General features: G+C 49.7%; 21 protein-coding genes and 2 pseudogenes. 9 read left to right on the top strand and 14 right to left on the bottom strand.

Annotation, left to right across the window (positions count from 1 at the left end; genetic code table 11):
- The first annotated feature begins 124 nt into the window (after window positions 1-124).
- Entirely contained in the window at window positions 125-1423 is a 1299-nt protein-coding gene (locus tag IX31_RS02355; protein WP_034455560.1) for a glycoside hydrolase family 10-like protein, read from the top strand.
- 645 nt (window positions 1424-2068) lie between these two features.
- Here the strand turns inward: IX31_RS02355 and IX31_RS02350 are convergent.
- Both IX31_RS02350 and IX31_RS02345 read right to left on the bottom strand, forming a co-directional pair.
- Complete coding sequence (locus tag IX31_RS02350; RefSeq protein ID WP_034455559.1) at window positions 2069-2704, bottom strand: carbonic anhydrase; 636 nt, start codon at window positions 2702-2704, stop codon at window positions 2069-2071.
- Window positions 2705-2878: 174 nt separating this feature from the next.
- Window positions 2879-3511 carry a LysR substrate-binding domain-containing protein gene (locus tag IX31_RS02345; protein WP_051880480.1) on the bottom strand — a complete coding sequence of 211 codons (633 nt, stop codon included), beginning with the start codon at window positions 3509-3511 and terminating at the stop codon, window positions 2879-2881.
- Window positions 3512-3516: 5 nt separating this feature from the next.
- Here IX31_RS02345 and IX31_RS22155 point away from each other — a divergent pair.
- A pseudogene (locus IX31_RS22155) lies at window positions 3517-3699 on the top strand (DMT family transporter); the annotation flags it as partial.
- Here IX31_RS22155 and IX31_RS02340 read toward each other — a convergent pair.
- On the bottom strand, window positions 3623-4588 hold the full coding sequence (locus tag IX31_RS02340; protein ID WP_072009403.1) for a LysR family transcriptional regulator: 966 nt from the start codon (window positions 4586-4588) through the stop codon (window positions 3623-3625). The pseudogene IX31_RS22155 and the gene IX31_RS02340 sit on opposite strands and share 77 nt — an antisense overlap.
- 91 nt (window positions 4589-4679) lie before the next feature.
- Here IX31_RS02340 and IX31_RS02335 point away from each other — a divergent pair, with 91 nt between their 5' ends.
- The 3 genes from IX31_RS02335 (at window position 4680) to tyrP (ending at window position 7992) form a co-directional block, all read left to right on the top strand.
- Window positions 4680-5840 carry an amidohydrolase gene (locus IX31_RS02335; RefSeq protein ID WP_198528549.1) on the top strand — a complete coding sequence of 387 codons (1161 nt, stop codon included), beginning with the start codon at window positions 4680-4682 and terminating at the stop codon, window positions 5838-5840.
- 31 nt (window positions 5841-5871) lie between these two features.
- A complete protein-coding gene (locus tag IX31_RS02330; protein ID WP_034455557.1) occupies window positions 5872-6630 on the top strand; it encodes a transporter substrate-binding domain-containing protein in 759 nt (252 codons plus the stop codon).
- Between the two features lie 150 nt (window positions 6631-6780).
- Window positions 6781-7992, top strand: coding sequence for a tyrosine transporter TyrP (tyrP, locus tag IX31_RS02325; RefSeq protein WP_034455556.1), 1212 nt, complete (start codon window positions 6781-6783; stop codon window positions 7990-7992).
- On the opposite strand, the gene IX31_RS02320 is transcribed toward tyrP, so the two are convergent.
- Window positions 7993-8883, bottom strand: a complete 891-nt coding sequence (locus tag IX31_RS02320; protein WP_034455555.1) for an ABC transporter six-transmembrane domain-containing protein — start codon at window positions 8881-8883, stop codon at window positions 7993-7995. It lies immediately after the preceding gene.
- Between the two features lie 94 nt (window positions 8884-8977).
- Between IX31_RS02320 and IX31_RS02315 the strand changes: the two genes are divergently transcribed.
- Window positions 8978-9562: a TetR/AcrR family transcriptional regulator gene (locus IX31_RS02315; RefSeq protein ID WP_034455554.1), complete on the top strand. Its 585-nt coding sequence runs from the start codon at window positions 8978-8980 to the stop codon at window positions 9560-9562.
- Here the strand turns inward: IX31_RS02315 and IX31_RS02310 are convergent.
- From IX31_RS02310 to IX31_RS02275, 7 genes and pseudogenes are all read right to left on the bottom strand, one after another.
- Window positions 9549-10445, bottom strand: coding sequence for a transporter substrate-binding domain-containing protein (locus tag IX31_RS02310; protein ID WP_034455553.1), 897 nt, complete (start codon window positions 10443-10445; stop codon window positions 9549-9551). The genes IX31_RS02315 and IX31_RS02310 overlap by 14 nt on opposite strands.
- Before the next feature lie 9 nt (window positions 10446-10454).
- Window positions 10455-11234 (bottom strand): amino acid ABC transporter ATP-binding protein, encoded by a 780-nt coding sequence (locus tag IX31_RS02305; RefSeq protein ID WP_034455552.1) that lies wholly within the window; start codon window positions 11232-11234, stop codon window positions 10455-10457.
- Window positions 11218-12144, bottom strand: a complete 927-nt coding sequence (locus IX31_RS02300) for an amino acid ABC transporter permease (protein ID WP_034455551.1) — start codon at window positions 12142-12144, stop codon at window positions 11218-11220. The genes IX31_RS02305 and IX31_RS02300 overlap by 17 nt, the downstream gene beginning before the upstream one ends.
- Window positions 12145-12153: 9 nt before the next feature.
- Entirely contained in the window at window positions 12154-12657 is a 504-nt protein-coding gene (locus IX31_RS02295) for a GNAT family N-acetyltransferase (protein WP_034455550.1), read from the bottom strand.
- Between the two features lie 10 nt (window positions 12658-12667).
- A pseudogene (locus IX31_RS23550) lies at window positions 12668-15026 on the bottom strand (NtaA/DmoA family FMN-dependent monooxygenase).
- A 62-nt stretch (window positions 15027-15088) separates the two neighbouring features.
- Window positions 15089-16225, bottom strand: a complete 1137-nt coding sequence (locus IX31_RS02280; RefSeq protein ID WP_034455546.1) for an amidohydrolase — start codon at window positions 16223-16225, stop codon at window positions 15089-15091.
- Window positions 16226-16235: 10 nt separating this feature from the next.
- A complete protein-coding gene (locus IX31_RS02275; RefSeq protein WP_051880477.1) occupies window positions 16236-17258 on the bottom strand; it encodes an LLM class flavin-dependent oxidoreductase in 1023 nt (340 codons plus the stop codon).
- 311 nt (window positions 17259-17569) lie between these two features.
- On the opposite strand from IX31_RS02275, the gene IX31_RS02270 reads away from it, so the two are divergent.
- Genes IX31_RS02270 through IX31_RS02260 form a run of 3 tightly spaced genes read left to right on the top strand, consistent with a single transcriptional unit; the run spans window position 17570 to window position 19232 of the window.
- Window positions 17570-17893, top strand: a complete 324-nt coding sequence (locus IX31_RS02270; protein WP_034455545.1) for a helix-turn-helix domain-containing protein — start codon at window positions 17570-17572, stop codon at window positions 17891-17893.
- Complete coding sequence (locus tag IX31_RS02265; protein ID WP_034455544.1) at window positions 17878-18192, top strand: HipA N-terminal domain-containing protein; 315 nt, start codon at window positions 17878-17880, stop codon at window positions 18190-18192. Before IX31_RS02270 ends, IX31_RS02265 begins: the two co-directional genes overlap by 16 nt.
- Before the next feature lie 2 nt (window positions 18193-18194).
- Window positions 18195-19232, top strand: coding sequence for a type II toxin-antitoxin system HipA family toxin (locus IX31_RS02260; protein ID WP_034455543.1), 1038 nt, complete (start codon window positions 18195-18197; stop codon window positions 19230-19232).
- A 114-nt stretch (window positions 19233-19346) separates the two neighbouring features.
- On the opposite strand, the gene tsr is transcribed toward IX31_RS02260, so the two are convergent.
- From tsr to IX31_RS02245, 3 genes are all read right to left on the bottom strand, one after another.
- A complete protein-coding gene (gene tsr / locus IX31_RS02255) occupies window positions 19347-21011 on the bottom strand; it encodes a methyl-accepting chemotaxis protein (RefSeq protein WP_034455541.1) in 1665 nt (554 codons plus the stop codon).
- Window positions 21012-21097: 86 nt separating this feature from the next.
- A complete protein-coding gene (locus tag IX31_RS02250) occupies window positions 21098-21685 on the bottom strand; it encodes a PadR family transcriptional regulator (RefSeq protein WP_034455540.1) in 588 nt (195 codons plus the stop codon).
- Between the two features lie 10 nt (window positions 21686-21695).
- On the bottom strand, window positions 21696-22457 hold the full coding sequence (locus IX31_RS02245; protein ID WP_034455538.1) for a siderophore-interacting protein: 762 nt from the start codon (window positions 22455-22457) through the stop codon (window positions 21696-21698).
- Between the last annotated feature and the right edge of the window lie 111 nt (window positions 22458-22568).

Genomic DNA, 22568 nt, shown 5'->3' with positions numbered 1-22568 from the left:
ACCCGATGCCAATTAACATAATCTACATCATTGACTTAAATGCGAATCAGCAGAGAATATTCGTTCCTGACTATGTGCCGCAAAACTGGAGTCTACCATTAGCCGTTCTCGTAGCTTTCCGCTTATGACAAGAAAAGTGAAAACGTCAGGCGCCTTTATTATCGCCGCTATTTTACTTGCCAGTTGTTCTTCAAAACCACCGGTCTCGCTCGTGACCCCGGTGACTAAACCGGCGCATCCGGCATCGCCTTCGCAAAATCAAGAACCCGTGCGAGGCGTGTGGCTCGCAACGGTATCTCGTCTTGACTGGCCCCCTGTTGCATCAGTAAATCCGAACAACGCTTCCACTCGCGTTAGTCAGCAACAGCAAGCGTTAAAAAACAAATTAGATAACCTGAAAAGCCTTGGAATTAATACCGTATTTTTCCAGATCAAACCCGATGGCACCGCGCTTTGGCAATCAAAAATTTTGCCATGGTCAGATGTAATGACGGGTAAAATTGGTGAAGACCCAGGTTACGACCCGCTGCAATTTATGCTCGACGAAGCACACAAGCGCGGTATAAAAGTTCACGCCTGGCTTAACCCTTACCGTGTTTCCACCAATACCAAACCGTCGACCGTTGCAGAACTCAACAACACTTTATCGGACCAACCACCGAGCGTGTTTGTGCTCCATCGTGACTGGATTCGTATCTCAGGCGATCGTTATGTCTTAGATCCTGGAATTCCAGAAGTTAGAGACTGGATTACCAGCGTCGTTGCTGAAGTCGTATCGCGTTATGACGTCGATGGCATACAGTTTGATGACTACTTCTATACAGAGTCTCCAGGATCCCACATCAACGACAACCCGACATTCCAAAAATATGGTCAGGGATTTGATTCAAAAGCAGACTGGCGTCGGCACAACACGCAGCAACTTATTGAGCAAGTTTCTCGAACTATCAAGCAGTTAAAGCCGGGTGTTGAATTTGGTGTGAGTCCTGCTGGTGTATGGCGCAACCGTTCATTTGATCCTGCCGGTTCCGATACCCGAGGTGCAGCGGCCTATGATGAATCTTTTGCTGATACACGAAAGTGGGTACAACAGGGCTTATTGGATTACATCGCCCCGCAGTTGTACTGGCCTTTCGCGCGTGATGCCGCCCGTTATGATGTACTCGCAAAATGGTGGGCCGACGTGGTGAAACCAACAAATACACGTCTGTATATTGGCGTTGCACTCTACAAAGTCGGTGAACCGTCCCGGAAAGAGCCGGATTGGACGGTAAACGGTGGTGTGCCCGAGTTGAAAAAACAGCTCGATCTTAACGAATCATTGCCGCAAATCAGCGGTACGATCTTGTTCAGAGAGAACAATCTCAACCAGCCGCAAACCAGAGAAGCCGTTAGCTATCTTAAAAATCGCTGGGGGAGTTAATACCTTCCACATAACCAATTGAATATAATGATTTTTCTTTAAAATGGCGTCGCTACGTGAATTCTGTTGTTCTGGCAGTACATCAGTGCAGCAGAATTCACGTAAAATCATCTGAGAATTTGGGTTTCATTTTCCAAATCACTTCCCGACATGAGTCATAGTTGCTTATCTCTTTTTGTTTTCCCGCGTTGGTTCCTAAAACCAATCGAAACGGTCGTTTTCTGTTCCTCGATTGGTGCATCAATTTAGCCACATTAATTATTTGTTATTTTTAATTATGCGATGAATATTAATTGAACAATATTGAGGAAAGTGTGGAGGGGATAAAATTGAGTTTTATCTGGTTGTTCAAGTTTTATATCAACCGATAATCACTGGTAATGTTAATAGTGAGAAACGGTATCAACCATGAAAAAATTTGCATTAATTATCAGTAGTATAGTAATTGTTATGAGTCTGTCTGGCTGTATTTACAGAGATGGTGGTCATCACCACGGCTGGCATCATCACCATTATCGCTAATTAAAAATAAACCCCGGAATAATCCGAGGCTATTTATTTAACCGCCAGGGAAGTGACCACACTTCCCTATTGAAAACTTCCGCCAGGTTATTAGCCGTGGCGGAGGTTTTCATAAATGGCTGATTAAGACGCCGTTACACCCGGATTGTCTGATAACGAGATGAATTTCCCGCCTTTGCTATCAAATGCTTCAATACATCCCGATTCAATATCATAAACCCAGCCGTGAAGTGTAATGTTGCCCTTCGCAAGCGCTAATGCAACACAAGGGTGGGTACGTAAATTCCCCAGTTGTGCGATCACATTTTGGTGCACCATGCCGTCAACGCGAGATTGGGTTGAGCTATGCTCTTCCGCTTCGTTAATGGCTTTTGCAGCATCTGCATAACGTAACCAGTGAGCAACGGCTGGCATATGGTCAAGACACTGGCAGTTGGCGACCGCGGTCATCGCCCCACAATCTGAATGCCCACAAACCACGATGTCACGAACGCCAAGTGCCATCACCGCATATTCAACCGATGCTGAAACACCACCAGGCTCTGGCCCGAACGGTGGCACAATATTACCTGTGTTTCGAATGACAAACAGTTCACCCGGTTCACGCTGTGTAACTAATTCAGGAACTAGTCGGCTGTCGGAACAGGAAATAAAAAGTGTTTTAGGATTTTGATTTGATGCGAGTTTTTTGAATAGTTTGGAGCGTTGCGGAAAGGCTTCTTTCTGAAACCTCAAAAAACCGTCAATAACGTCTTTCATCGTAAGCCCTATATATTTTTTGTGCCGATATGATGCCACGCAGATAATGACAGATCAATTCACTGTCATACGATATATATATCCACATATTTATTGTTATTATATTTCCCCCTGTTTTTTATGCTGCTTTATATCCGCTTCATTCGAATAATCGGCAGTGGTTCCAGGTCACTATCATGCCTCCTCACCCAGCCGCGTTATCACTGTGCGCAAATAAGTCAGCACTGCTGTTGCCGTTTCGCTCAGGGAGGATTCAGCAAGCGTGACCGCGCCAACATCCATGTAGGTGGTGCTGTCAGTAATGCTGCGGCGCATCACGCGCAATCCTTCGAGCGACCACGGGCGGTAAACCAGATCCGACAATATCGTCACCCCCTTTCCTTTTGCCACCAGACTGCGCACCGTTTCGAACGAGGTGGTGATGAAACTGATATTTGGGCTACCGCCTCGGGCACGCCAGTGCTCTTTAATCACGTTGGGGTATTCGTCGGTATCCAGCAGCAAAAATGGCTGGTTTTCGAGATCAGCCAAATGAATCACTGACTGGTTCAATAGCGGATGGCCCTGCGCGGCCCAAAGTCGGCGCGGTGAACGAATAAATATCTCTTTTTTCAGGGCATTGTCGTGAGCAATATTTGAGGTTAACAGTAACGAGAAATCAATATCCCGATTCTTTAATGATTCGGTTAATTCCTGCGGATCTGACTCAATAAAATTAATCGTCATTAATGGAAAATGCTGTTCAACTTCAAGAATAATCGCTGGCAGTAAATAAGCAGAAAGCGTTTTGGCGATACCAATATTCACCGTGCACGCGCGGTGAAGTCTATTCGCACCTGATTCCGCTCAGCGGCGGCGTGTTTAGCGTGCTGTTTCTCAACGTGCCGCTACATGGTTTTCACCTCGTCAGCGCGTTGCTTATCGCACTGGGAATTGCACTTTGCTCGATGGCTCCAAAGCAGAAGCTTTTAGCTCCTGACCCATGCAGTCGATAAAATATTCGCAAACTGGCGTCAGTACCTGGTCTTTTCGCAACATAAAGCCAAAGGTGATATCGGGTAATTGCGTCTGAATGTTTAGCGGTACTAATTCCTCTTGCCCAGGGCGGGCACGCAGCAAAAAATCCGGCCAGATGCTGACGGTGTTAGCATCCTGTGCCAGTGCTGAATAGAGCCCCCATGAAGTGCAGATATTCACCTGCGCGGGCTCCTGCACCTGTTGCTCCCCTGCCAACTGTTGCCAGAATGGTTGCCAGCTTTCCCTGGTGTGGCTGCATAGCCACTGTGCTTCAGAAAGTTGGTTCAGATTGACGGCGTTGGCCAGCGGATCGCCTTTTGCCACCGCCAGAGTTTGCGGCCAGTGCTGCAAAGCAATCAGGCGAAACTCAGCAATGGGGTCGGTTTGTGCCACAAATGCCAGGCACAGGTCAAAGTCACCATTGCGTAACCCATCAATGATTTGTCCCGGCATGCCTTCATGAACGTTAACGCGGGCCTGTGGGAAGCGTAAGCGAAAGCGACGCAGAGCCTCATAAACCGGAACAGTTGCTGAAAGCAAAGAGACACCAATATTCAAACTGGCATGGGATTGCGCTTTCATGGCGGCAATTTCATGCTCTGCGCGGCTAATTTCGGTTATCACGGTGCGGGCATAACGCAGCAGCGTGTTGCCATAAGTGGTGAAACGCACGCCAGCGCCACTGCGCACCAGTAACTGCACACCTAGTCGAGATTCGAGTTCTTTGATACTGCGCGTGACGCCCGGTTGAGATAAACCCAACTCGCCAGCCGCACCGATCAGCGTTCCATGTCGGGCTACTGCCACTAAGATCCGCAATTGAGATGTTTTGATAAACCCTCCGCTATAACTGTTTGTTATAGGCATAAGAAACTGGAAATTGACCAATGATTTCAGTCTCTTCTAGCATCATAAAGCCGGTCGTTTTGCGAACTCAGTATAATAGAGGGCTTTATAAGTGGTGAACAATAACCTTGATTTGACGGTAAATATTGCTGAGTTAGTGGCACTACGCCGTGATTTACATGCTCATCCCGAAATTGCTTTTGAAGAAACACGCACCAGTGAACGTGTCGCTAATTGCCTGCAACAATGGGGAGTCACCCATTGGCGCAATATCGGCGGAACAGGTGTTGTTGGTGTGGTGGAAGGCGAACGCGGCCTTGGGCGCACTATCGCTCTGCGTGCGGATATGGATGCGCTGCCGATGGAAGAAGAAGGTACTCCGGAATATCGCTCCACTCATGCGGGCGCTTTTCACGGCTGCGGGCATGACGGGCACACCGCTATGTTGTTAGGTGCGGCGCAGTGGTTTAGCCAAAACCGCGATTTTGCCGGGAAAGTGGTGTTCTTGTTCCAGCCTGCCGAAGAAAACGGCGGTGGCGCACTGGCGATGCTGGAGGCCGGTGCTGAAACACAGTTTGACTGGGATGAAATTTACGGACTGCATAACGCGCCACATTTTGCGCCCGGGACATTTGGCGTGCTGGATGGCGCAATGCTGGCCTCATGTGACGATGTGTTGATAAGTATCGATGGCGTGGGTGGGCATGGTTCCGCACCAGAATTAACTCGCGACCCGGTGATTGCCGCAGCACAACTGGTCTGCGCATTACAAACGGTAGTCAGCCGTACCATCTCCCCCTCAGAAATGTCGGTGCTGAGCATCGGTAGCATGCATGCTGGCAGTACGCCAAACGTTATCCCTGCTCATGCCACACTTGCAGGCACGTTACGTACCTTTAACGAAGCGGTGCGTGCCCAGGCAAAACGCCGGATTGAGGCAATTTGCGAAGGGGTGGCAAAAACCTGCGAATGCGCGATTAGCGTTCGTTTTGCCAATGGTTCCCCGGCAACCGTCAACCACCCGGCTCAGGCCGAGGCTGCAGCAAAAAGTGCCGAAAAAGTGTTTGGCAAAGACAACGTGTTACGCAGTTTCCCACCGATGAACGGTTCAGAAGATTTCTCAGAGTTTTTATTACGCAGGCCCGGTGCTTATGTGCTGCTCGGCCAGGGAGGCGTTTTTTGCCATCACCCACAATACGACTTTAACGACGATGTACTGCCGCTGGGCGTGCGCTATTTCATTACCCTCGCCCTCGACCGCCTTTGTGCATAACAGCGCTAACTGACTATCACCGGAGTGTAAGATGAACAAATATGTTGCAGGGGTTTGTGGATTGCTGGCATTGACGGTCTGCCAGACCGTTCAGGCGCAAACATTACGTTTTGGTACCGACCCCACTTATCCACCTTATGAATCGAAAAAGCCTGACGGCAGTTTGGTGGGACTGGATATTGCGATTGGCAATGAAATTTGCAAAACCGCAGGCGTCACCTGCCAGTGGGTTGAATCAGGTTTTGATGGTCTCATTCCGGGCCTGAATGCCAAAAAATTCGATGCGGTTATCTCCTCAATGGCCCCGAATGCGCAGCGCCTGAAAGTCATCGACTTCAGCCAGACATTGTATGAAGACAACAGCCGCTTAATCTCTGCCAAAAATGCACCGTTGAAACCGGATGCCGCATCGCTGAGCGGAAAAAATGTCGGCGTATTACAAGGCTCAGTACAGGCAAAATATGCGGATGCGAAATGGCGCTCGCAAGGTGCCAACGTCACGGAATATCCCGATCAACAGTCGATTTACGGCGACTTAGCCAATGGCCGACTGGATGCTACTTTTGTTGTTGCCACCTCCGGGCAATCAGCCTTTCTTGACCAACCGATTGGCAAAGAGTACGCCTTCTCGGGTGAGCCGGTGAAAGACCCGATGTTATCCGCCAATAGCGCCATCGGTGTGCGTAAAGGTGATGAGCAGACGCTGAAACTTATCAATGATGCACTCACAAAAATGACGCAGGATGGCACTGTGGCCAGGCTGGAAAAAGAGTATCTCGGCAAGCATTAACCTTCGGCTGTCTCAGTCAGTGCTGAGACAGCACAGCTTATCGTAAACATAAAATTACACTTCATGTAACCCTCATTTGACGCAGTCACAACAATCCTTTACCCTGCGCGGCATAATCTCGTTATTACAAGCGTAAATTCAGAGGGAAGCGTGAAGAATCGCACTCTTGGCAGTATCTTTATCGTCGCCGGCACCACAATTGGCGCAGGAATGTTGGCAATGCCATTGGCTTCAGCAGGCGTTGGGTTTGGGGTGACTTTCCTGTTGCTCATCGGCCTGTGGGGGTTGATGTGTTACACAGCACTGCTTCTGGTCGAAGTTTATCAGCATGTTTCCGCCGACACAGGACTTGGCACCCTTGCCCGCCGCTACCTTGGGCGTCCGGGACAATGGCTTACCGGTTTTAGCATGTTGTTCCTGATGTATGCGCTGACGGCGGCGTACATCAGCGGTGCAGGTGAACTGCTGGCCGCAAGTCTGAATCAATGGTTTGCATCCTCAATCTCCGTGACAACCGGGGTTTTACTGTTCACGATTGTTGCCGGTGGCATTGTCTGCATCGGCACTCATATGGTGGATATGTTTAACCGCGTACTGTTTAGCGCCAAGGTGATTATGTTGGTGGTGATGCTTGGGCTGATGATGCCGCACATCCATCACACTAATTTACTGACGTTGCCTCTGGAGAAAGGCCTGGCTCTTTCAGCTATTCCGGTGATCTTCACCTCGTTTGGTTTCCACGGCAGCGTGCCGAGTATTGTCAGTTACCTTGACGGCAACCTGCGCAAACTGCGTTGGGTGTTTATCATCGGCAGCGCAATTCCGTTAGTTGCCTATATCTTCTGGCAAGTTGCCACGCTGGGTGCGATTGACTCTGGTGTATTCAGTGGGCTGTTAGCCAACCATTCAGGGCTGAATGGTTTGTTGCAGGCGGTTCGTGAAGTAGTGGCCTCGCCGCACGTCGAGTTAGCGGTGCATCTGTTTGCGGATCTGGCGCTGGCGACTTCATTCCTGGGGGTGTCGTTAGGGTTGTTTGATTACCTGAGCGACCTCTTTTCGCGTCCCCGTAATGCATCTGGCCGTGTGCAAACAGGGTTGATGACATTTGCGCCGCCGTTAGTTTTCGCTCTGTTTTACCCACAAGGGTTTGTGATGGCGCTGGGTTATGCCGGTGTTGCGCTGGCAATACTGGCGTTAATCATCCCGTCGCTTTTGGTCTGGAAAAGTCGCCAGACTCAAAAAGAGCCTGGCTACCGTGTTGCTGGCGGCAAACCGCTGCTGATTCTGGTGTTTGCCTGCGGTATCGCCGTGATTGTGATTCAGGCGTTGATTGCGTCTGGCGCATTGCCGGAAGTGGGTTAATTACACCAGCCCTGTGTTGACGCGTTTGCCTATCTCTTTAAGCTGCGAGTACTTCTCAAGCAGAGATGGGCCGTCATCCAGGCTCATGGCAAACATCCACATGTAGGTCATGACAGAGTAAATATGCCCGGCGTTCCCGACACCTTTCACGGTCATAAGCCAAATGGTCATCGCGAAAAGGAACGCTGCGGCAATACCAATAGATAAATAGCCGTATGCCTCACGGTCGGACAAACGAATACGGACACGCGCCAAAAAGTTGTAATGCTTGTTCAGCGTGTTTTCACTGGCAGTGCCGACAAAACCCACCTCTTTTTCCAGCCTGTCGTTGAGCTTCTCATATAACATTTCATTCTTGCGCGTATAGCTCGGCAGGAACGTCGCGAAGAAAATCAACACGCCCAGACAAGCGACACCTGCCCAGAACTCAATCGTCAACAACATAATGACTGCGCCGATAATTGATGCCACGGAGGTAATCAGTAACGGCAGGTGTGTTTCAAAGAAATTGACAAATTCACGTGACAACGTCACGCGAGCGGCAATGGTCGAATGGCTATGATCATCTTCGCGCTGTGCAAGGATCACCGGCACGGCAAGTCCGGCATAGATTCTGGCAAATGTCCGGGTATCCATGCTGCGGCGTGCAGCGCCTATCGCCCACATCACAAAGACCACCAGCGCATACAGCAATGCATGTAGCGGTTGCCCTTTAATGATGGCGTTGATGGCAAATCCGGCCATTAATGGATAAAGCAAATAGATGATGTTTTCAGCGACCACCAGCATTAGCGTAATCACTAATTTTTTACTGTGGAGTTTTGCGAGTTTTTTTAATGTATTCATTGCGCCGCGTGATGGTTTAAGCTCCGCGGTTTGGATCGTATGCATGACTTTATATTCTTAAATTGTTATTCTTGAGCGGTTGCTCAAGAGTGAAGGAAGTCTATTTGAGCACTTGCTCAAAGTCAACGAAGGTGCCGTTATGAAAGAGAAAGCGTCTGTTCTGAAAGAGAATATTCTTGATGCAGCGATCGCCCTGTTTACTGAAAAAGGAGTGGAAAAGGTCACCACTCGCGAATTAACAGAACAGGTTGGGATAGCCCGTAGCCATATTTACCACTATTTCCCGGACTGGCAGACGTTATGTATTGCAGCATTTTCGCGCTTTATGTACGCAGAACTGGACGCTTTTAGCCAAAAAACGCGTGCCTTGCCGCCGGAGCAAGGTTTGAATATTTTCGTTGAAGACTATTTACCGGACCGCGCTGACGCGGTGTGGGAGCTGTATGGATCGTTGTGGCGCCTGGCCGTGCATAACAAGGTTTATGCCGATCTGGCGTTAACGTTGACCGAAAAGTGGGATGCTTTGCTGGCGAGTATTATTGAGTCGGGCATTGAAAGCGGTGTTTTCCGCCAGACCGATGTCTGGCGAACAACCCGTCAGCTTGGTGCATTGCTTAACGGGTATTCGGATCAACTGATTATCGATAGCGCGCCACTTGCCCGCAATCAGGCCTTAGAAGATATCCAGGCATTTATCAGTCAGATTTTAATTACGGGTAAGTGATCCCCGGGGGATTCACTTCAGACGAAGCCACTTCTTCACCCTTTTCACCCCATCTGTCGAGAACTTGCTGGTATTCGCCACGTTTCGCTGCACCATCGAGGGCTGCCTGTAATGCATAAACCAGCCCGTTCCCTTTTTTGGTAGTGGTCGCAACATAGGCTTTCTTAGGCCCAAGCCCTACAACACGCGTTTTCTCAGTCAGAGCCGCTTTATAGGCCGCAACACTCTGCGGGCCGAAGGTCGCATCAGCTCTTCCGGCCTGAATATAGAGGTTGCCGGAAGCGTCATCCGTCAGGTAAATCGGCTGAGCCGGTTTGCGCCCTGCTTGTTCATTTTGGTCATTCCAGCCCAACAGAATTTTTTCCTGATTCGTACCGGAACCTAAAATAATCCGTAACCCGCTAACATCTGCTGGCCCTTCAATTTTTTGAATCGGGCTGTCTGATTTCACCGAAAATGCCAGCGAATCTACGCGATAGGTCGCAAAATCAAACTTAGTTTTACGCTGCTCGGTTACCGCAATATTCACTAAAGCCACATCGTAGCGACCGGATGTAATGCCAAGAGGCCAGTCTTCCCAGGCGGTAGGCACCAATTTGAGTTTTAGCCCTAAGCTATCGGCCAGTAAACGTGCAATATCAGGATCGCTACCGATCCTTGTGCGGTTATCACTTGCAAGCATTGCAAGCGGTGGCGAATTTAGCGCTGAAATCGCCACCGTCAGGGTGCCCGGCTCAACAAATTTATAGCCTTGTGGAATTTTACCGATAGCCACCGGGTCTTTAGCCGTGTGTATCGGCACTTCATTAGCTTTAAGATCAAGACTTCCCTGTGCAAAGCTCGCCGAGCTAACTATCAGCAGCGCCAGTGGGACAAATTTCATAACTGCTCCTTAGAGAACTTTTGATAAAAACTGACGCGTTCGCGAATGTTGTGGATGGTTAAGCACTTCGTCGCTGCTGCCTTGCTCAACGATTTTCCCGTCGACCATAAACACCACGTTATCCGCCACTTCACGGGCAAATCCTATCTCATGGGTGACGACCACAAGCGTTGTACCAGATCGGGCCAGTTTTTTAATCACATCCAGCACTTCGCCCACCAGCTCCGGATCGAGTGCGGACGTAGGTTCATCAAACAGCATCACGCGTGGGCGCAATGCCAGCGCACGGGCTATGGCGATACGTTGCTGCTGACCGCCGGAAAGATGGCGCGACCAGGCATCCGCTTTATTACGCAGCCCCACCACATCAAGTAATTGATAGGCTTGTTCAATAGCCGCTTTTCGGCTCAGCTGTTTATGGGCAATCGGTGCTTCGATCAGGTTTTCCAGTACCGTGAGATGCGGGAACAAATTGAAGTTTTGAAATACATAGCCAACGTTGATGCGCTGACGCAGGATCTCTTTTTCTTTCAGTTCATACAGCTTGTCGCCGGCCTGACGATAGCCAATGTATTCACCATCTATCTGGATGAACCCCTCATCTACACGTTCAAGATGATTAATCGCGCGCAACAAGGTGGATTTACCGGAGCCTGAAGGCCCAAGGATCACCGTCACAGAACCGGGCTCCAGTTCCAGTGAGACGTTATCCAGCGCTTTATGACGGCCAAAATATTTACTCACGCCGGTAATCGAAATTTGGCCAGTCTGGTTATGGGAGTGGTACATGGGCGGCCTCCTGGGTATGCAGCACAGGCTGATGTGACGGATGACGAGCTGGAGTTTGTTGATTAATCGCGGAGCGGCGTTCACTACGTGCCAGCCAGCGTTCAACCAGATGTTGAATCAGCGACAATGCGCTTGTGATAACCAGATACCAGACCGCCCCCACCATCAGCAGTGGGATCACTTCCTGGGTGCGGTTGTAGATCATCTGAATGGTGTAGAACAGCTCAGGCATCGCCAACACATAAACCATCGCCGTGCCTTTAGCGAGACTGATAATTTCATTAAAACCTGAAGGCAAAATAGTGCGCAGCGCCTGCGGCAGAATAATACGCAGCGTACGACGCCATGCGGGTAGCCCTAACGCTGCCGCCGCTTCATATTGCCCGTGATCCACGCCCAGGAAACCACCGCGAATGATCTCGGCTGTATAGGCGCTTTGCACTAACGTCAGCCCAACCACAGCGGTAGAAAACTGCCCCAGCACGTTTATCGTTTGGTAACTTCCCCACTGAATCTGGGTAAACGGAATGCCAATCGAGAGCGTGTCGTACAGATAGGAGAAGTTATAGAGAATAATCAGCACGACAATCAGCGGCAGTGAACGAAACAGCCAGATATAACTCCACGCAAGGCTATTTAGCAGCCACGAAGACGAAAGCCGTGCCAGCGCCAGCATTCCGCCAATCACTACACTCAGCACAGTCCCTATTAGCGTCAGCAGTAAAGTTTGCGCCAGTCCTTCAAGAATTACCGGATCGAAGAACCAGCGGGCAAATACGCTCCACTCCCAGCGGGGGTTAAATGCAACCGACTGGATAACCACAGCCAGTACAAACAGAGCGATAATCGCACCGAGTGTTCTGAGCGGATAGCGCGCAGGCACCACTTTAATCGTTGATGGGGTATGCATAAGTACTCCTCAGGCCGTTTTGCTCAGACGAGCTAACTCTTTGGTAAAACGCAGGCGGCCGTCGAACGGAGCCACACTGTATTCTTCCCGGTTACGGTGAATATCAAACTGCGGTTGATAGCCAAGACTCAGATAAAGCTTCACCGCTTCTGGTTGGCGAAAACCGGTAGTCAGATAGATATGGCGATAACCGGCAATCTGCGCCCGACTTTCCAGCTCACGCATCACACGCTGAGCAAGCCCTTGTTGGCGTAGTGCAGGATGCGTCCAGATACGTTTCACTTCGGCTGTCTGCTCGTCGAATGGCTTATAAGCGCCAGTGGCGATAATTTCACCGTCACGCTCCAGAACAATAAACAGCCCCTGTGGTGCCAGATACCATTCAGTTAGTTCGACTTCAGCATCACGGGAAAAATAGTCGCCATAGCGCGCTTCATATTCGCCAAACAGCCCAGCAATAATCGGCTGTAGTTCTGGCGCCTCAGGTGAAACATCACGAAATTGTTCACGCATGTTCTGCTCCTTAATCGCCGAGTCCGGCTGGGTTAACTTCAGATGCCGGGATTTGCTCTACGCCTTCTCCCCAGCGATTCAGGACTTTGTGGTAATCACCATTTTTAATGACACCATTGAGCGCGGTTTGTACCGGTTCCACGAGCCCACTGCCTTTCTTCAACGTGACGGCGATATGTGCAGCTTTAGGCCAACCGCCATCCACCACGCCAACTAACTGGGTTTTCTGCGTGAGTGCGGCTTTCCAGGCACCCGTTACATTGGGGCCAAAGAACGCATCAGCGCGACCGGACTGCAATGCCAGCGTTTGTGCCGCATCGTCTTTGGTATAAACCGGTGTGAAGGGTTTAAGCCCTTTCTTCAGGTTCTCTTCATTCCATGCCAGCAAAATAGACTCCTGGTTGGTCCCTGAGCCGACAATAATGCGCAGCCCTGCAATGTCCTGTGCTTTCTCAATCTTCTTGATTGGGCTGTTAGATTTCACATAGAAACCCAGTGAATCTTTACGGTAGGTGGCGAAGTCGAATTTCTGTTTGCGATCTTTGGTGACGGTAATATTGCTGATTGCCGCATCGTATTTCCCCGATGCCACACCCAATGGCCAGTCTTCCCAGGATGTGGGTACGACGTTGAGTTCAAGCCCTAAGCTGTCAGCCACCAGACGTGCAATATCGACTTCGCTGCCGAGCAACGTTTTGTTGTCTTCAGCAAACACCGTCAAGGGTGGCGAGTTGAGTGCCGCAACTGCTACGGTGAATTTACCGGGCACCGCAAAATGATGATCTTTTGGCAGCTGTGCCACAGCCGATGGATTCACGGCCGTATTAATCGGCGTTTTATTGGCCTCGAGGCTCACGCCAGTACCGTTAATAGTGACTTCTTGTGCCAGAGTTTGTGCCGACGAAAGTGCCAGAGCGATAGCAAGGATTAGCGATATTTTTTGCATAGCAGGTTCTCTTTTTTATTTTGGTGTTTTGTCGGATGGCGCTTTGCTTATCCGACCTACGAAAGCGCCGTTGTAGGGGGGATAAGCTTTAGCGCCATCCACCATTTTGCGCCTACGAAAATTGATTTACCGGATTGGCGAGCCCCAGGCTTTCACGCAGCGTGCTGCCGGGATACTCCTTGCGGAACAACCCACGGGCTTGCAGTACCGGGACAACTTCATCGACAAAGCGTGGGAAGGTATCAGGCGTACCGCCCTGAATAATAAAACCGTCGGCGCCATAGCTTTCAAACCACTGCTGCAACCCATCAGCCACTTGCTGTGCGGTCCCGGAAAAACGCGGGCGCGGTGATGCAGCTTCAAGCGCGACCTGGCGCAGCGTCAGATTGCGTGTCTGAGCATTACGTTTGATTTCATCTGTGGTACTGCGGAAGCTGTTCTGCCCCAGGTCACCGATATCCGGGAAGGGTTCATCAAGCGGGTACTGGCTAAAATCGTGATGCTCAAAGTAGCGACCGAGGTAATTCAGGGCATCGTTAATTGAGACCAGTGCGGCGGTCGTTTGATATTGGTTCTCCACATCATCAGCATCTTTCCCAACGATCACGCTGACACCCTGGAATATTTTTAAGTCATCGTCATTACGGCCATGATTTTTCAGTTGACCTTTAACGTCACGATAGAAATGTTGCGCCTCTTCAAGGGTTTCATGATGGGTGAAAATAGCGTCGGCATGGTGGGCGGCTAATTTCTTACCGTCGTCTGATGCACCTGCCTGGAATACAATCGGACGACCTTGCGGCGTGCGGGAAATATTCAGCGGGCCTGCTACCTGGAAGAAATCTCCGCGATGATCCAGCGTATGTAATTTATTAGGATCAAAGAATTGCCCACTGGCTTTATCACGAATAAATGCATTTTCTTCCCAGGAGTCCCACAGTCCTTTCACCACATCCAGAAATTCATCGGCAATGCGATAACGCAGCGCATGCTCAGGGTGTTTTTCACGGGAAAAGTTCTTCGCTGAACCTTCCAGCGGCGATGTCACCACGTTCCAGCCCGCACGTCCTTTACTCAAATGGTCAAGGCTTGCAAACTGGCGAGCGACGGTAAAGGGTTCGCTATATGAGGTAGACAGTGTGCCAACCAACCCCAAATTCGTAGTGACGCTGGCTAATGCTGACAACACCGTTAATGGCTCAAATCTATTCAGGAAGTGAGGTATCGACTTTTCGTTAATATATAAACCGTCTGCGACAAATAAAAAATCCAGTTTGCCCGCTTCTGCTTTTAACGCAGTCTCTTTCACAAATTCAAAACTAATGCTGGCATCAGCAATAGCTGCCGGGTGCCGCCATGCCGACATATTTCCTGATGCGCCATGTAAGATTGTTCCAAGACGCAGTTGTCGATTATTTGACATATGTACCTCTTTATTTTGGCCGCACGCATCCTGGGGAGTTGACCCCTGCGTATTAGCTATTGTTAGTTTTGCAGTAGTGCTTTTTCAGCAAGCGTTGCGAAATATCGCGCCGCACTTTCAATTAATGCCTCATCCGGATTAAACGCCGAATGATGTAAACCATAAGGGCTGGCGCTACCAATACTGACAAATGCCCCGGGAATGGTTTGCAGATAAACAGCGAAGTCTTCGCCACCCATATGCAGTTCGGAGGTTTGTGTCTTATAACCCACACTTTCTGCAACCTGCATAGAAAACGCCGCCCATTTCTCATCGTTGATTAACGTCACTGGCCCGTTAAACCACTCCACGTCAATCTGTGCGCCAAAGGCACTGGCTAAGCCGGAAGCAATTTCGCGGATGCGTTTCTCGACCTGTTTTTGAATATCACCACGATGAGTGCGCACTGTTCCTTCAAGCTCAACGCTTTCAGGCAGCACATTCCAGGTATTCCCCCCTTGTATGCGAGTCACACTCACGACCACGGAATCGAGCGTATCGATATCGCGACTGGCGATAGTTTGCAGCGCGATAACCAGCTGGCTTGCCAATACAATGGGGTCGTGGCCCTCATGTGGGCGGGCGGCATGAGCGCCTTTTCCTTTCACCCGCAAAACAAAGCGATCAACATTGGCATAGAATGCGCCGCCTCTGGTGGCAAAGGTGCCGACCGGTAAACCGGGTTCGTTATGCATCCCAAAAATAGCTGAGACATTTTCCAGAGCCCCGGCCTTAATCAGTGCCTTTGCGCCGGTAAAATTTTCTTCCGCCGGTTGAAACAGCAAGCGCACGCGACCCGCCAATTGGTCTTCACGCTCCTTAAGTAACAGCGCTGCACCGAGGATCACGCTGCTATGAACATCATGCCCGCAGGCATGCATCACGCCATCGTGTTGTGAACTAAAAGAGACACCGCTGGTTTCCTGAATCGGCAGTGCGTCAATATCCGCACGCAGCGCAATCACCTTATCGCCGTGCCCTACTTCAGCCACCACACCAGTTGCAAGTGAGTACGGCAACAGACGCAGCCCTGCGGACTCCAGCCAGTGACGTATGCGAGCGGTAGTTGCCACTTCCTGGCCGGACAGTTCAGGGTTCTGGTGGAGTTCACGTCGCCAGTCGATAAGCTGTTGTTTGAATGTCTGTGGGGCGAATGTCATTGGCAACCCCTTACCAGGCTTCATGTTGTGCAGCAAAATCGAGGTGCGATATTGCAGGCTGAACGTCAGCCAACAAACGCAGCGACTGCAAACGTGCTACCGGGTCGGCAATCGGGGTATCAATGATAAATTCGTCGATGCCAAACTGTTGGCTCAATGCCTCAAGTCCGGCATGTACTTGCTCTGCGGTACCTTTAAGCAGCGAGGGTTCGCGCCGTTCGATTTTTTTGATAGCGCTGCCTGCCTGGCGAGCAAATGCGTGAGCCTGCGCTTCACTGGCGACACTAACGCGTTGACTGTTTTCAAGCTCAACGCTCCAGATTTCCACCTGGTTTGCCAGTTCATCGGCGGTATCTGTATCAGCCGCCACAATCACCTGCACCGCCACCAGGGTGTCGCGTTGGCTTTTACTACGCCAGGCGTTAAGAACATCGCGCATCAGGGTTTTATCACCATTCAGATGGGCGGCGTAGACGAAATTCCAGTTAAGATTTGCGGCAAGCTGTGCACTCTCAAGGCTTGCGCCCAACAAGAAACGCTCGGCACTTTGTGCAGGAACCGGTGTTGCGCGTAAGGTTTCCTCGTCATCCTGTGCTGCTGGTAATGAGAGCCAGTTATCAAGCTGAGTGAGTTTTTCCGCGAACGACTCTTTATCTTGCCCTGCACGTTGCAATGCTTGTGTGGAAAGCGGTAACCCACCTGGCGCTTTACCCACACCGAGATCCACACGCCCCGGAGCAAGACTTGCTAATAAATTGAAGTTCTCCGCCACTTTATAAGGGCTGTAATGTTGCAACATCACCCCGCCTGAGCCGACACGAATGCGGCGGGTTTGCCCAACAATCCAGGCAATAAGCAACTCAGGAGACGGGCTTGCCAGGCGGGAAGTGTTATGGTGCTCGGCAATCCAGAAACGGTGATAACCCCAGGCTTCGGCCTGTTGAGCCAGATGTAATGTGTGCTTGAGAGCGTCGCCAGGAGTGCCATCCTTTGCGACCGGACTTTTATCCAGCAGGCTAATTCGATAAGACATGCGACCAACTCGTATTGTTTAACATGTCTTAATTAATAAGGTTTCCGTCAACGTGAGTGAAACAATTAATTTACATTTAGTTAGCCAAAAACTGGATAAGCCCATACATTGTGACGTAAAGTTTCATATATGGCCTATTGTAGTATTTATTAATTATAAATAGATCTTTTATGACCCTTTTAATTGACATTAGTCCATAAATGACCCATTTTAATGATTAATTTAATAAAAAGACCATTTATGACCCTTTTGATTAAAAATGGTTCATAAAAAACCTATGTATTGTCAAAAAATGAATCTAAGGGTCATATATGAACTATAACAACGCAGACCTCGTCGCCAAGCTGCATACCATGAGTGAATTATTGAGTGACGTTAAAAAAGCGGTGGCACTGAGAGCGCAAGAGTCAGACCTGGCGCTAACCGAACAGGTCATTACGAAATCTGTACAGTTGGGTCAACAATTAAACCAACGTCGCAAAGAACTGGACATCGACCTGGCAACCCTTGAGCTGCAAACGGGCGTGTCGGTATCAACGTTAAAACGCCTGTTTAAAGATCCCGATCAGGTCAAATTTGGTACCGTATTGAGTGTCGCTGACGCATTAGGAGTGAAACTGTGCGCCGCCGTGTAGAAGTGTGGTTATACGGTGAAGCGGTGGGTGAATTGCGCCAGGATGATGATGGTTTTGCGTTTAGCTACCATGCCGACTATATCGGCCCGCCGCTCTCCTTAAGCCTACCGGTGCGTATTGGCCACTTTCATAGCCGAACTCTACCGCCCTTTTTTGCATCATTAGCACCTGAAGGTTGGTTGAAAAGGCGTTACAGCCAACTGCAACAACGCGATGAACATGATCTACTCGGTATGCTGATTGATAACGGCAAGAACCTGATTGGCGCAGTTCAGCTGGTCAACATTCAGGAGGATTAACAATGCGCTGCCACATTCTTTTGACTCAACTGGTGCAGGCCAAAGAGCGGGAGTCAGGCTATTCAAACAAAGGCCTCAAGCATCTGACCAGCTCAGGTAAGGTCAACCCGCAGCTGAGTTTTACGCGCAGTGAATTTATTCACGAATTGCCAAAAGCCCAGCGCGGGATGAGTATTTCCGGGTATCAACCAAAACTGCAAATGGTGGTGCGCGATGGCGAATTTGCGGTGGTAGAGCATCAGGGTGAATACATACTCAAACCCTCTCCGGCTGAATTTCCACATCTGGCAGAAAATGAACACGCGACAATGACGCTAATGGCGCGACTCGGATTTGACGTACCGCCACATGGATTAGTCAGTTTTGCGCCTGAAGGAAATGATACCGAACGCGAGTTGGCCTTTGTTATCCGCCGTTTTGACCGGGATATGATAACTGGCGCGGCTATTCACCAGGAACAGCTAGATGCGGCGATGAATATTGGCGAGAAGTACGGCAAAACCGGCAGCGACGGTAAGCAGTATGTTAGCTATCAACAATTGGCAGAGTTTCTGACCCAGCATGTAAACAGCAACCTCGCCTTTAAAATCGACTTGTTCCGCCGTATCACCTATGCGTATTTACTGGGTAATAACGATATGCATCTACGCAATTTCGGGTTGATGCATCCAAGAGTTGGCGAACCAACGCTATCCCCGATTTATGACTTTGTCTCCGTTGCCCCCTATCCCACCATTTTTAGTTCAGGATTTATGGCGCTGCCATTACTGAGTTGCGAGGAAGGCGACCGCGAGTTAGCGCCAGGTTTTAAAACCGCCTATGGTGAATATCTGGGTATGGATTTTCGGGAACTCGGACTGGCGATAGGATTGACCGACAAACTTATCGTGAAGTTATTGAATGATGTTCAAAAAGAGAGCCGCATTGTGGAAGCGGTATATCGTGATTCGTTTATGCCACCCGAGGCGATTGCCGCCACGTTGCGTTGTTACCATCAGCGGCTGGACAGGTTGATGCGCCTGGATGAAGCGGAGTTGTGAAACTGAAGTGTGAAAAAGAGTCGGGTAACGCTACGCTTACCCGACCTACGATTTCAAATTCGTAGGGTGGATAAGCGCAAGCGTCATCCACCCATTACATTTACATCAAGAAAATCAGAAGGTTTCCCAGTTTTCGTTTGAGTCGCTGACGGTGGCTTTACGATTCATCACCGGGGTGATAGTCAGTTTTGGCTCAACCTGACGAGGCTCCTTTTTGGCTTCCTGACCAATACGGAACACGGCAACAGCCTGAGTCAGACGGCTTGCCTGATCTTCAAGTGCTGAAGCAGCAGCGGCAGATTCCTCCACCAGGGCGGCGTTTTGCTGGGTCACACGGTCCATTTCAGAAACCGCCAGCCCAACCTGGTCGATACCACGGCTTTGCTCATCAGACGCCGAGGCAATTTCACCCATAATATCCGTCACACGCGTTACCGCATTGACGATTTCGCCCATGGTTTCACCGGCACTTTCAACCAAAGTTGAACCGGTATCCACTTTATTAACGGAATCTTCAATTAGCCCTTTTATCTCTTTCGCCGCCTGTGCACTACGCTGTGCCAGGTTACGCACTTCACCGGCAACAACCGCAAATCCTCGCCCTTGCTCACCGGCACGTGCCGCTTCAACTGCGGCGTTCAGCGCCAGAATATTGGTCTGGAAAGCGATACCGTCAATCACGCTGGTGATGTCGGCAATTTTCTTCGAGCTACCGGCAATGTCGTTCATGGTGCGCACCACGTTATCCACCACTTTACCGCCCTTCTGCGCGGTTTCTGACGCGCTCAATGCCAGCTGGCTTGCCTGGCGGGCATTTTCCGCATTCTGTTTCACGGTTGCAGTTAACTGTTCCATGCTGGCAGCAGTCTCTTCAAGCGAAGCGGCTTGTTGTTCGGTACGGGAAGAAAGGTCGTTGTTACCGATAGATATTTCGCTGGCACCACTATAAATCGCATGCGCGCCGTTACGAACTTCGTTCACTGTGCTCACCAGCTCAGACTGCATATGTCGCAGGCTTGCCGCCAGTTGGCCCATTTCATTGGTCCCATCCACATCGATGGAGTGCACCAGGTCACCGTCCGCAATATGGCGAATGTTATCAATCAAGCGGTGCAAAGGTTCGATAAGGGTTTTCTTGATACCCAGCCAAACGACAATAATCGCCGCGACAACCAGCGCCAGAATCACAACCAGGATCCAGATGGCCTGAGAGTATGACTGGTTATTGTCGTCTACTGCTTGTTGATACAGACTATCGTTTTGTTGTAGATAGTTGACGTACTCTTTCTCGAAACCATCCTGGTATTTCTGTGTCGGCTGGTCAAAGAACTCATTAATTTTACCGGCTCCCAGCAATTGAATCAGCTCAGCAAGCGCACCGTGGTAAATATCGTAGTTACGCTTAATTTCGTTGATTGATGCTTCGCTCTGACGCGGGTCGCGTGGCAAGGCTTCATACGCGGCCCACTCTTTTTCGGCCTGCTTTAACGACTGGCTGGCAATAAGCATTAACTCATTTACTGTCGAACCGCTGCCGATATTGTTGGTATCCATCATATGACGGATACCGGCACGGTTTAGAGTGTTGCGGGTTTGAAGCAATGCAACCCAGCTACCGTTGAGCGTGGACTGCTGCTGGCGAATCGTTTGCAGTACAGTGAAGTTTTCTTTGTCGTTTTTCAGTGCATTGAAGAACAATCCACCGGAAGTAATTTGCAAAATACCAAATAAACCCAGCACAAGTAGAAGGCTGGTTACAACTTTTATGCGATTTAACATGCTTTTTTGTTCTCATGGCAACAGAAGCATAAAGTTTCGGCAGTTGGCGCTAAAACTTTATGCTTATTGTCTGAGAAAAGCTGAGATCAGCTGCGCTCAATATCTTTAGCGGCCTGATCTAAGGTGTCGATGATTTTGTAGAGCGTCTCTTTGGGTAAATTGCTTTGCCCAAGTTTGGTATTGAGCGCCATTTTGAAGTTATGTATCGCTCGCTGTATTTCAGGCAAACGGCGGTTATCGCCTAACACGCCCAGCGACTCGAGCTTAGCGATGATATGGCCAAGATGCTCTTGCTGCTGAGCAAGTTCCGCATGCCCTTCTTCGGTGAGCATCCACGCCTTTTTGCTGCTGTCGCTTTGCACTGCGGCGATAAACCCCATCTCCTCAAGCAAAGAGAGGTTCGGATAGATAATTCCAGGGCTTGGGACATACTCGCCCTTCGCCGTCGCCTCAATAGATTTGATCAATTCATAGCCATGCGCGGTATTGGCTGAGAGGAAGTGCAAGATCAGCAGACGAATATCATTGGCATCAAACAGGCGCTCTCGACGCATCCGCGCTTTGCCTTCCATTCCCCCGTGTTCGTGATGACCATGATGGCCACCGTGTAAACCATGCTGTTCATGACGCTCATGTTTTGCGCAAAAACGATGATGAATATGTTTGATTCTCATGTTCGTTTCCTTATTTGTTATGCCAGTAAGCGACAGCGCGTACGTAATCGGCGTCCAGACCACGGTTTTCCAGCAGTTCATCACTGAGTTGTTTAACATCGCGCCCTTCGCCGGTAATCCAGACGAAATAGTCATTCTCCGGGAATTCAATGGTACGGACGTTACGTGCGATAGATTCGATATCAAGCCACTCAACGCGCACATGTTCAAACTCGCTGAGATACTCATGAGTTTGTGCATGGTGGCAATTGACCAACACGACAGGTGAAATATGTTCTGGTAGTGAGAGCAAGCGGCGACGAACTGCAGGTAAACCGCTTTCATCGCAAATATAGAGTTGGAACGCGTAATCGGTTGGAATGACGAGCGATCCTCTTGGCCCACCGATAAGCAGCGTATCGCCCACTGCGGCTTTGTCAGCCCACATGCTTGCCACACCGCCATCGTGAATATAGAAATCCAGCGTCAATTCGTTACATGCGGCATCAAAAGACAAAGGGGTGTAATCGCGAGAAACGGGACGCAGCCCTTCGCCCCAGACAATGCCATCATCGGTAACGGATGGACGCACAAAATCACCGTTTTCAGGTGGGAAGAAGACTTTTACATGGTCATCAAATCCCTCTGAAGAAAAACCAACCAGTTCAGGGCTGGTAAAAATAATACGGTGGAAACAGCCTGCGACCGTTTGTTTACTTTTAACGGTTAACTCACGGAATTTGAGTTCATTTTTTACGCGTTCAGGAAGTTTAGGTTTGGTTTGTATGGTCATCGGGTTCTCATTATTCATTGTGTAAGATATATCATAGATATGTTTTAGCACATGAGTGTGAGATTGTCGTTATCAATTTTTGCGATTATACAAGCCTCGCCTCGCTGAAAA

The organism is Buttiauxella noackiae (assembly GCF_000737905.1).
Lineage (GTDB): Bacteria > Pseudomonadota > Gammaproteobacteria > Enterobacterales > Enterobacteriaceae > Buttiauxella > Buttiauxella noackiae.
This window is presented reverse-complemented; position numbering and strand designations above follow the sequence as displayed.

Excerpts from the sequence above, each read along its gene's own strand:
- IX31_RS02315 (WP_034455554.1), top strand. The coding sequence starts at position 8,978 with ATGAAAGAGAAAGCGTCTGTTCTGAAAGAGAATATTCTTGATGCAGCG.
- IX31_RS02350 (WP_034455559.1), bottom strand. The coding sequence starts at position 2,704 with ATGAAAGACGTTATTGACGGTTTTTTGAGGTTTCAGAAAGAAGCCTTT.
- IX31_RS02280 (WP_034455546.1), bottom strand. The coding sequence starts at position 16,225 with ATGACATTCGCCCCACAGACATTCAAACAACAGCTTATCGACTGGCGA.
- IX31_RS02245 (WP_034455538.1), bottom strand. The coding sequence starts at position 22,457 with ATGACCATACAAACCAAACCTAAACTTCCTGAACGCGTAAAAAATGAA.
- IX31_RS02340 (WP_072009403.1), bottom strand. The coding sequence starts at position 4,588 with ATGCCTATAACAAACAGTTATAGCGGAGGGTTTATCAAAACATCTCAA.
- IX31_RS02300 (WP_034455551.1), bottom strand. The coding sequence starts at position 12,144 with ATGCATACCCCATCAACGATTAAAGTGGTGCCTGCGCGCTATCCGCTC.
- IX31_RS02320 (WP_034455555.1), bottom strand. The coding sequence starts at position 8,883 with ATGCATACGATCCAAACCGCGGAGCTTAAACCATCACGCGGCGCAATG.
- IX31_RS02330 (WP_034455557.1), top strand. The coding sequence starts at position 5,872 with ATGAACAAATATGTTGCAGGGGTTTGTGGATTGCTGGCATTGACGGTC.
- IX31_RS02295 (WP_034455550.1), bottom strand. The coding sequence starts at position 12,657 with ATGCGTGAACAATTTCGTGATGTTTCACCTGAGGCGCCAGAACTACAG.
- IX31_RS02310 (WP_034455553.1), bottom strand. The coding sequence starts at position 10,445 with ATGAAATTTGTCCCACTGGCGCTGCTGATAGTTAGCTCGGCGAGCTTT.
- IX31_RS02260 (WP_034455543.1), top strand. The coding sequence starts at position 18,195 with ATGCGCTGCCACATTCTTTTGACTCAACTGGTGCAGGCCAAAGAGCGG.
- tsr (WP_034455541.1), bottom strand. The coding sequence starts at position 21,011 with ATGTTAAATCGCATAAAAGTTGTAACCAGCCTTCTACTTGTGCTGGGT.
- IX31_RS02275 (WP_051880477.1), bottom strand. The coding sequence starts at position 17,258 with ATGTCTTATCGAATTAGCCTGCTGGATAAAAGTCCGGTCGCAAAGGAT.
- IX31_RS02355 (WP_034455560.1), top strand. The coding sequence starts at position 125 with ATGACAAGAAAAGTGAAAACGTCAGGCGCCTTTATTATCGCCGCTATT.
- IX31_RS02250 (WP_034455540.1), bottom strand. The coding sequence starts at position 21,685 with ATGAGAATCAAACATATTCATCATCGTTTTTGCGCAAAACATGAGCGT.
- IX31_RS02270 (WP_034455545.1), top strand. The coding sequence starts at position 17,570 with ATGAACTATAACAACGCAGACCTCGTCGCCAAGCTGCATACCATGAGT.
- IX31_RS02305 (WP_034455552.1), bottom strand. The coding sequence starts at position 11,234 with ATGTACCACTCCCATAACCAGACTGGCCAAATTTCGATTACCGGCGTG.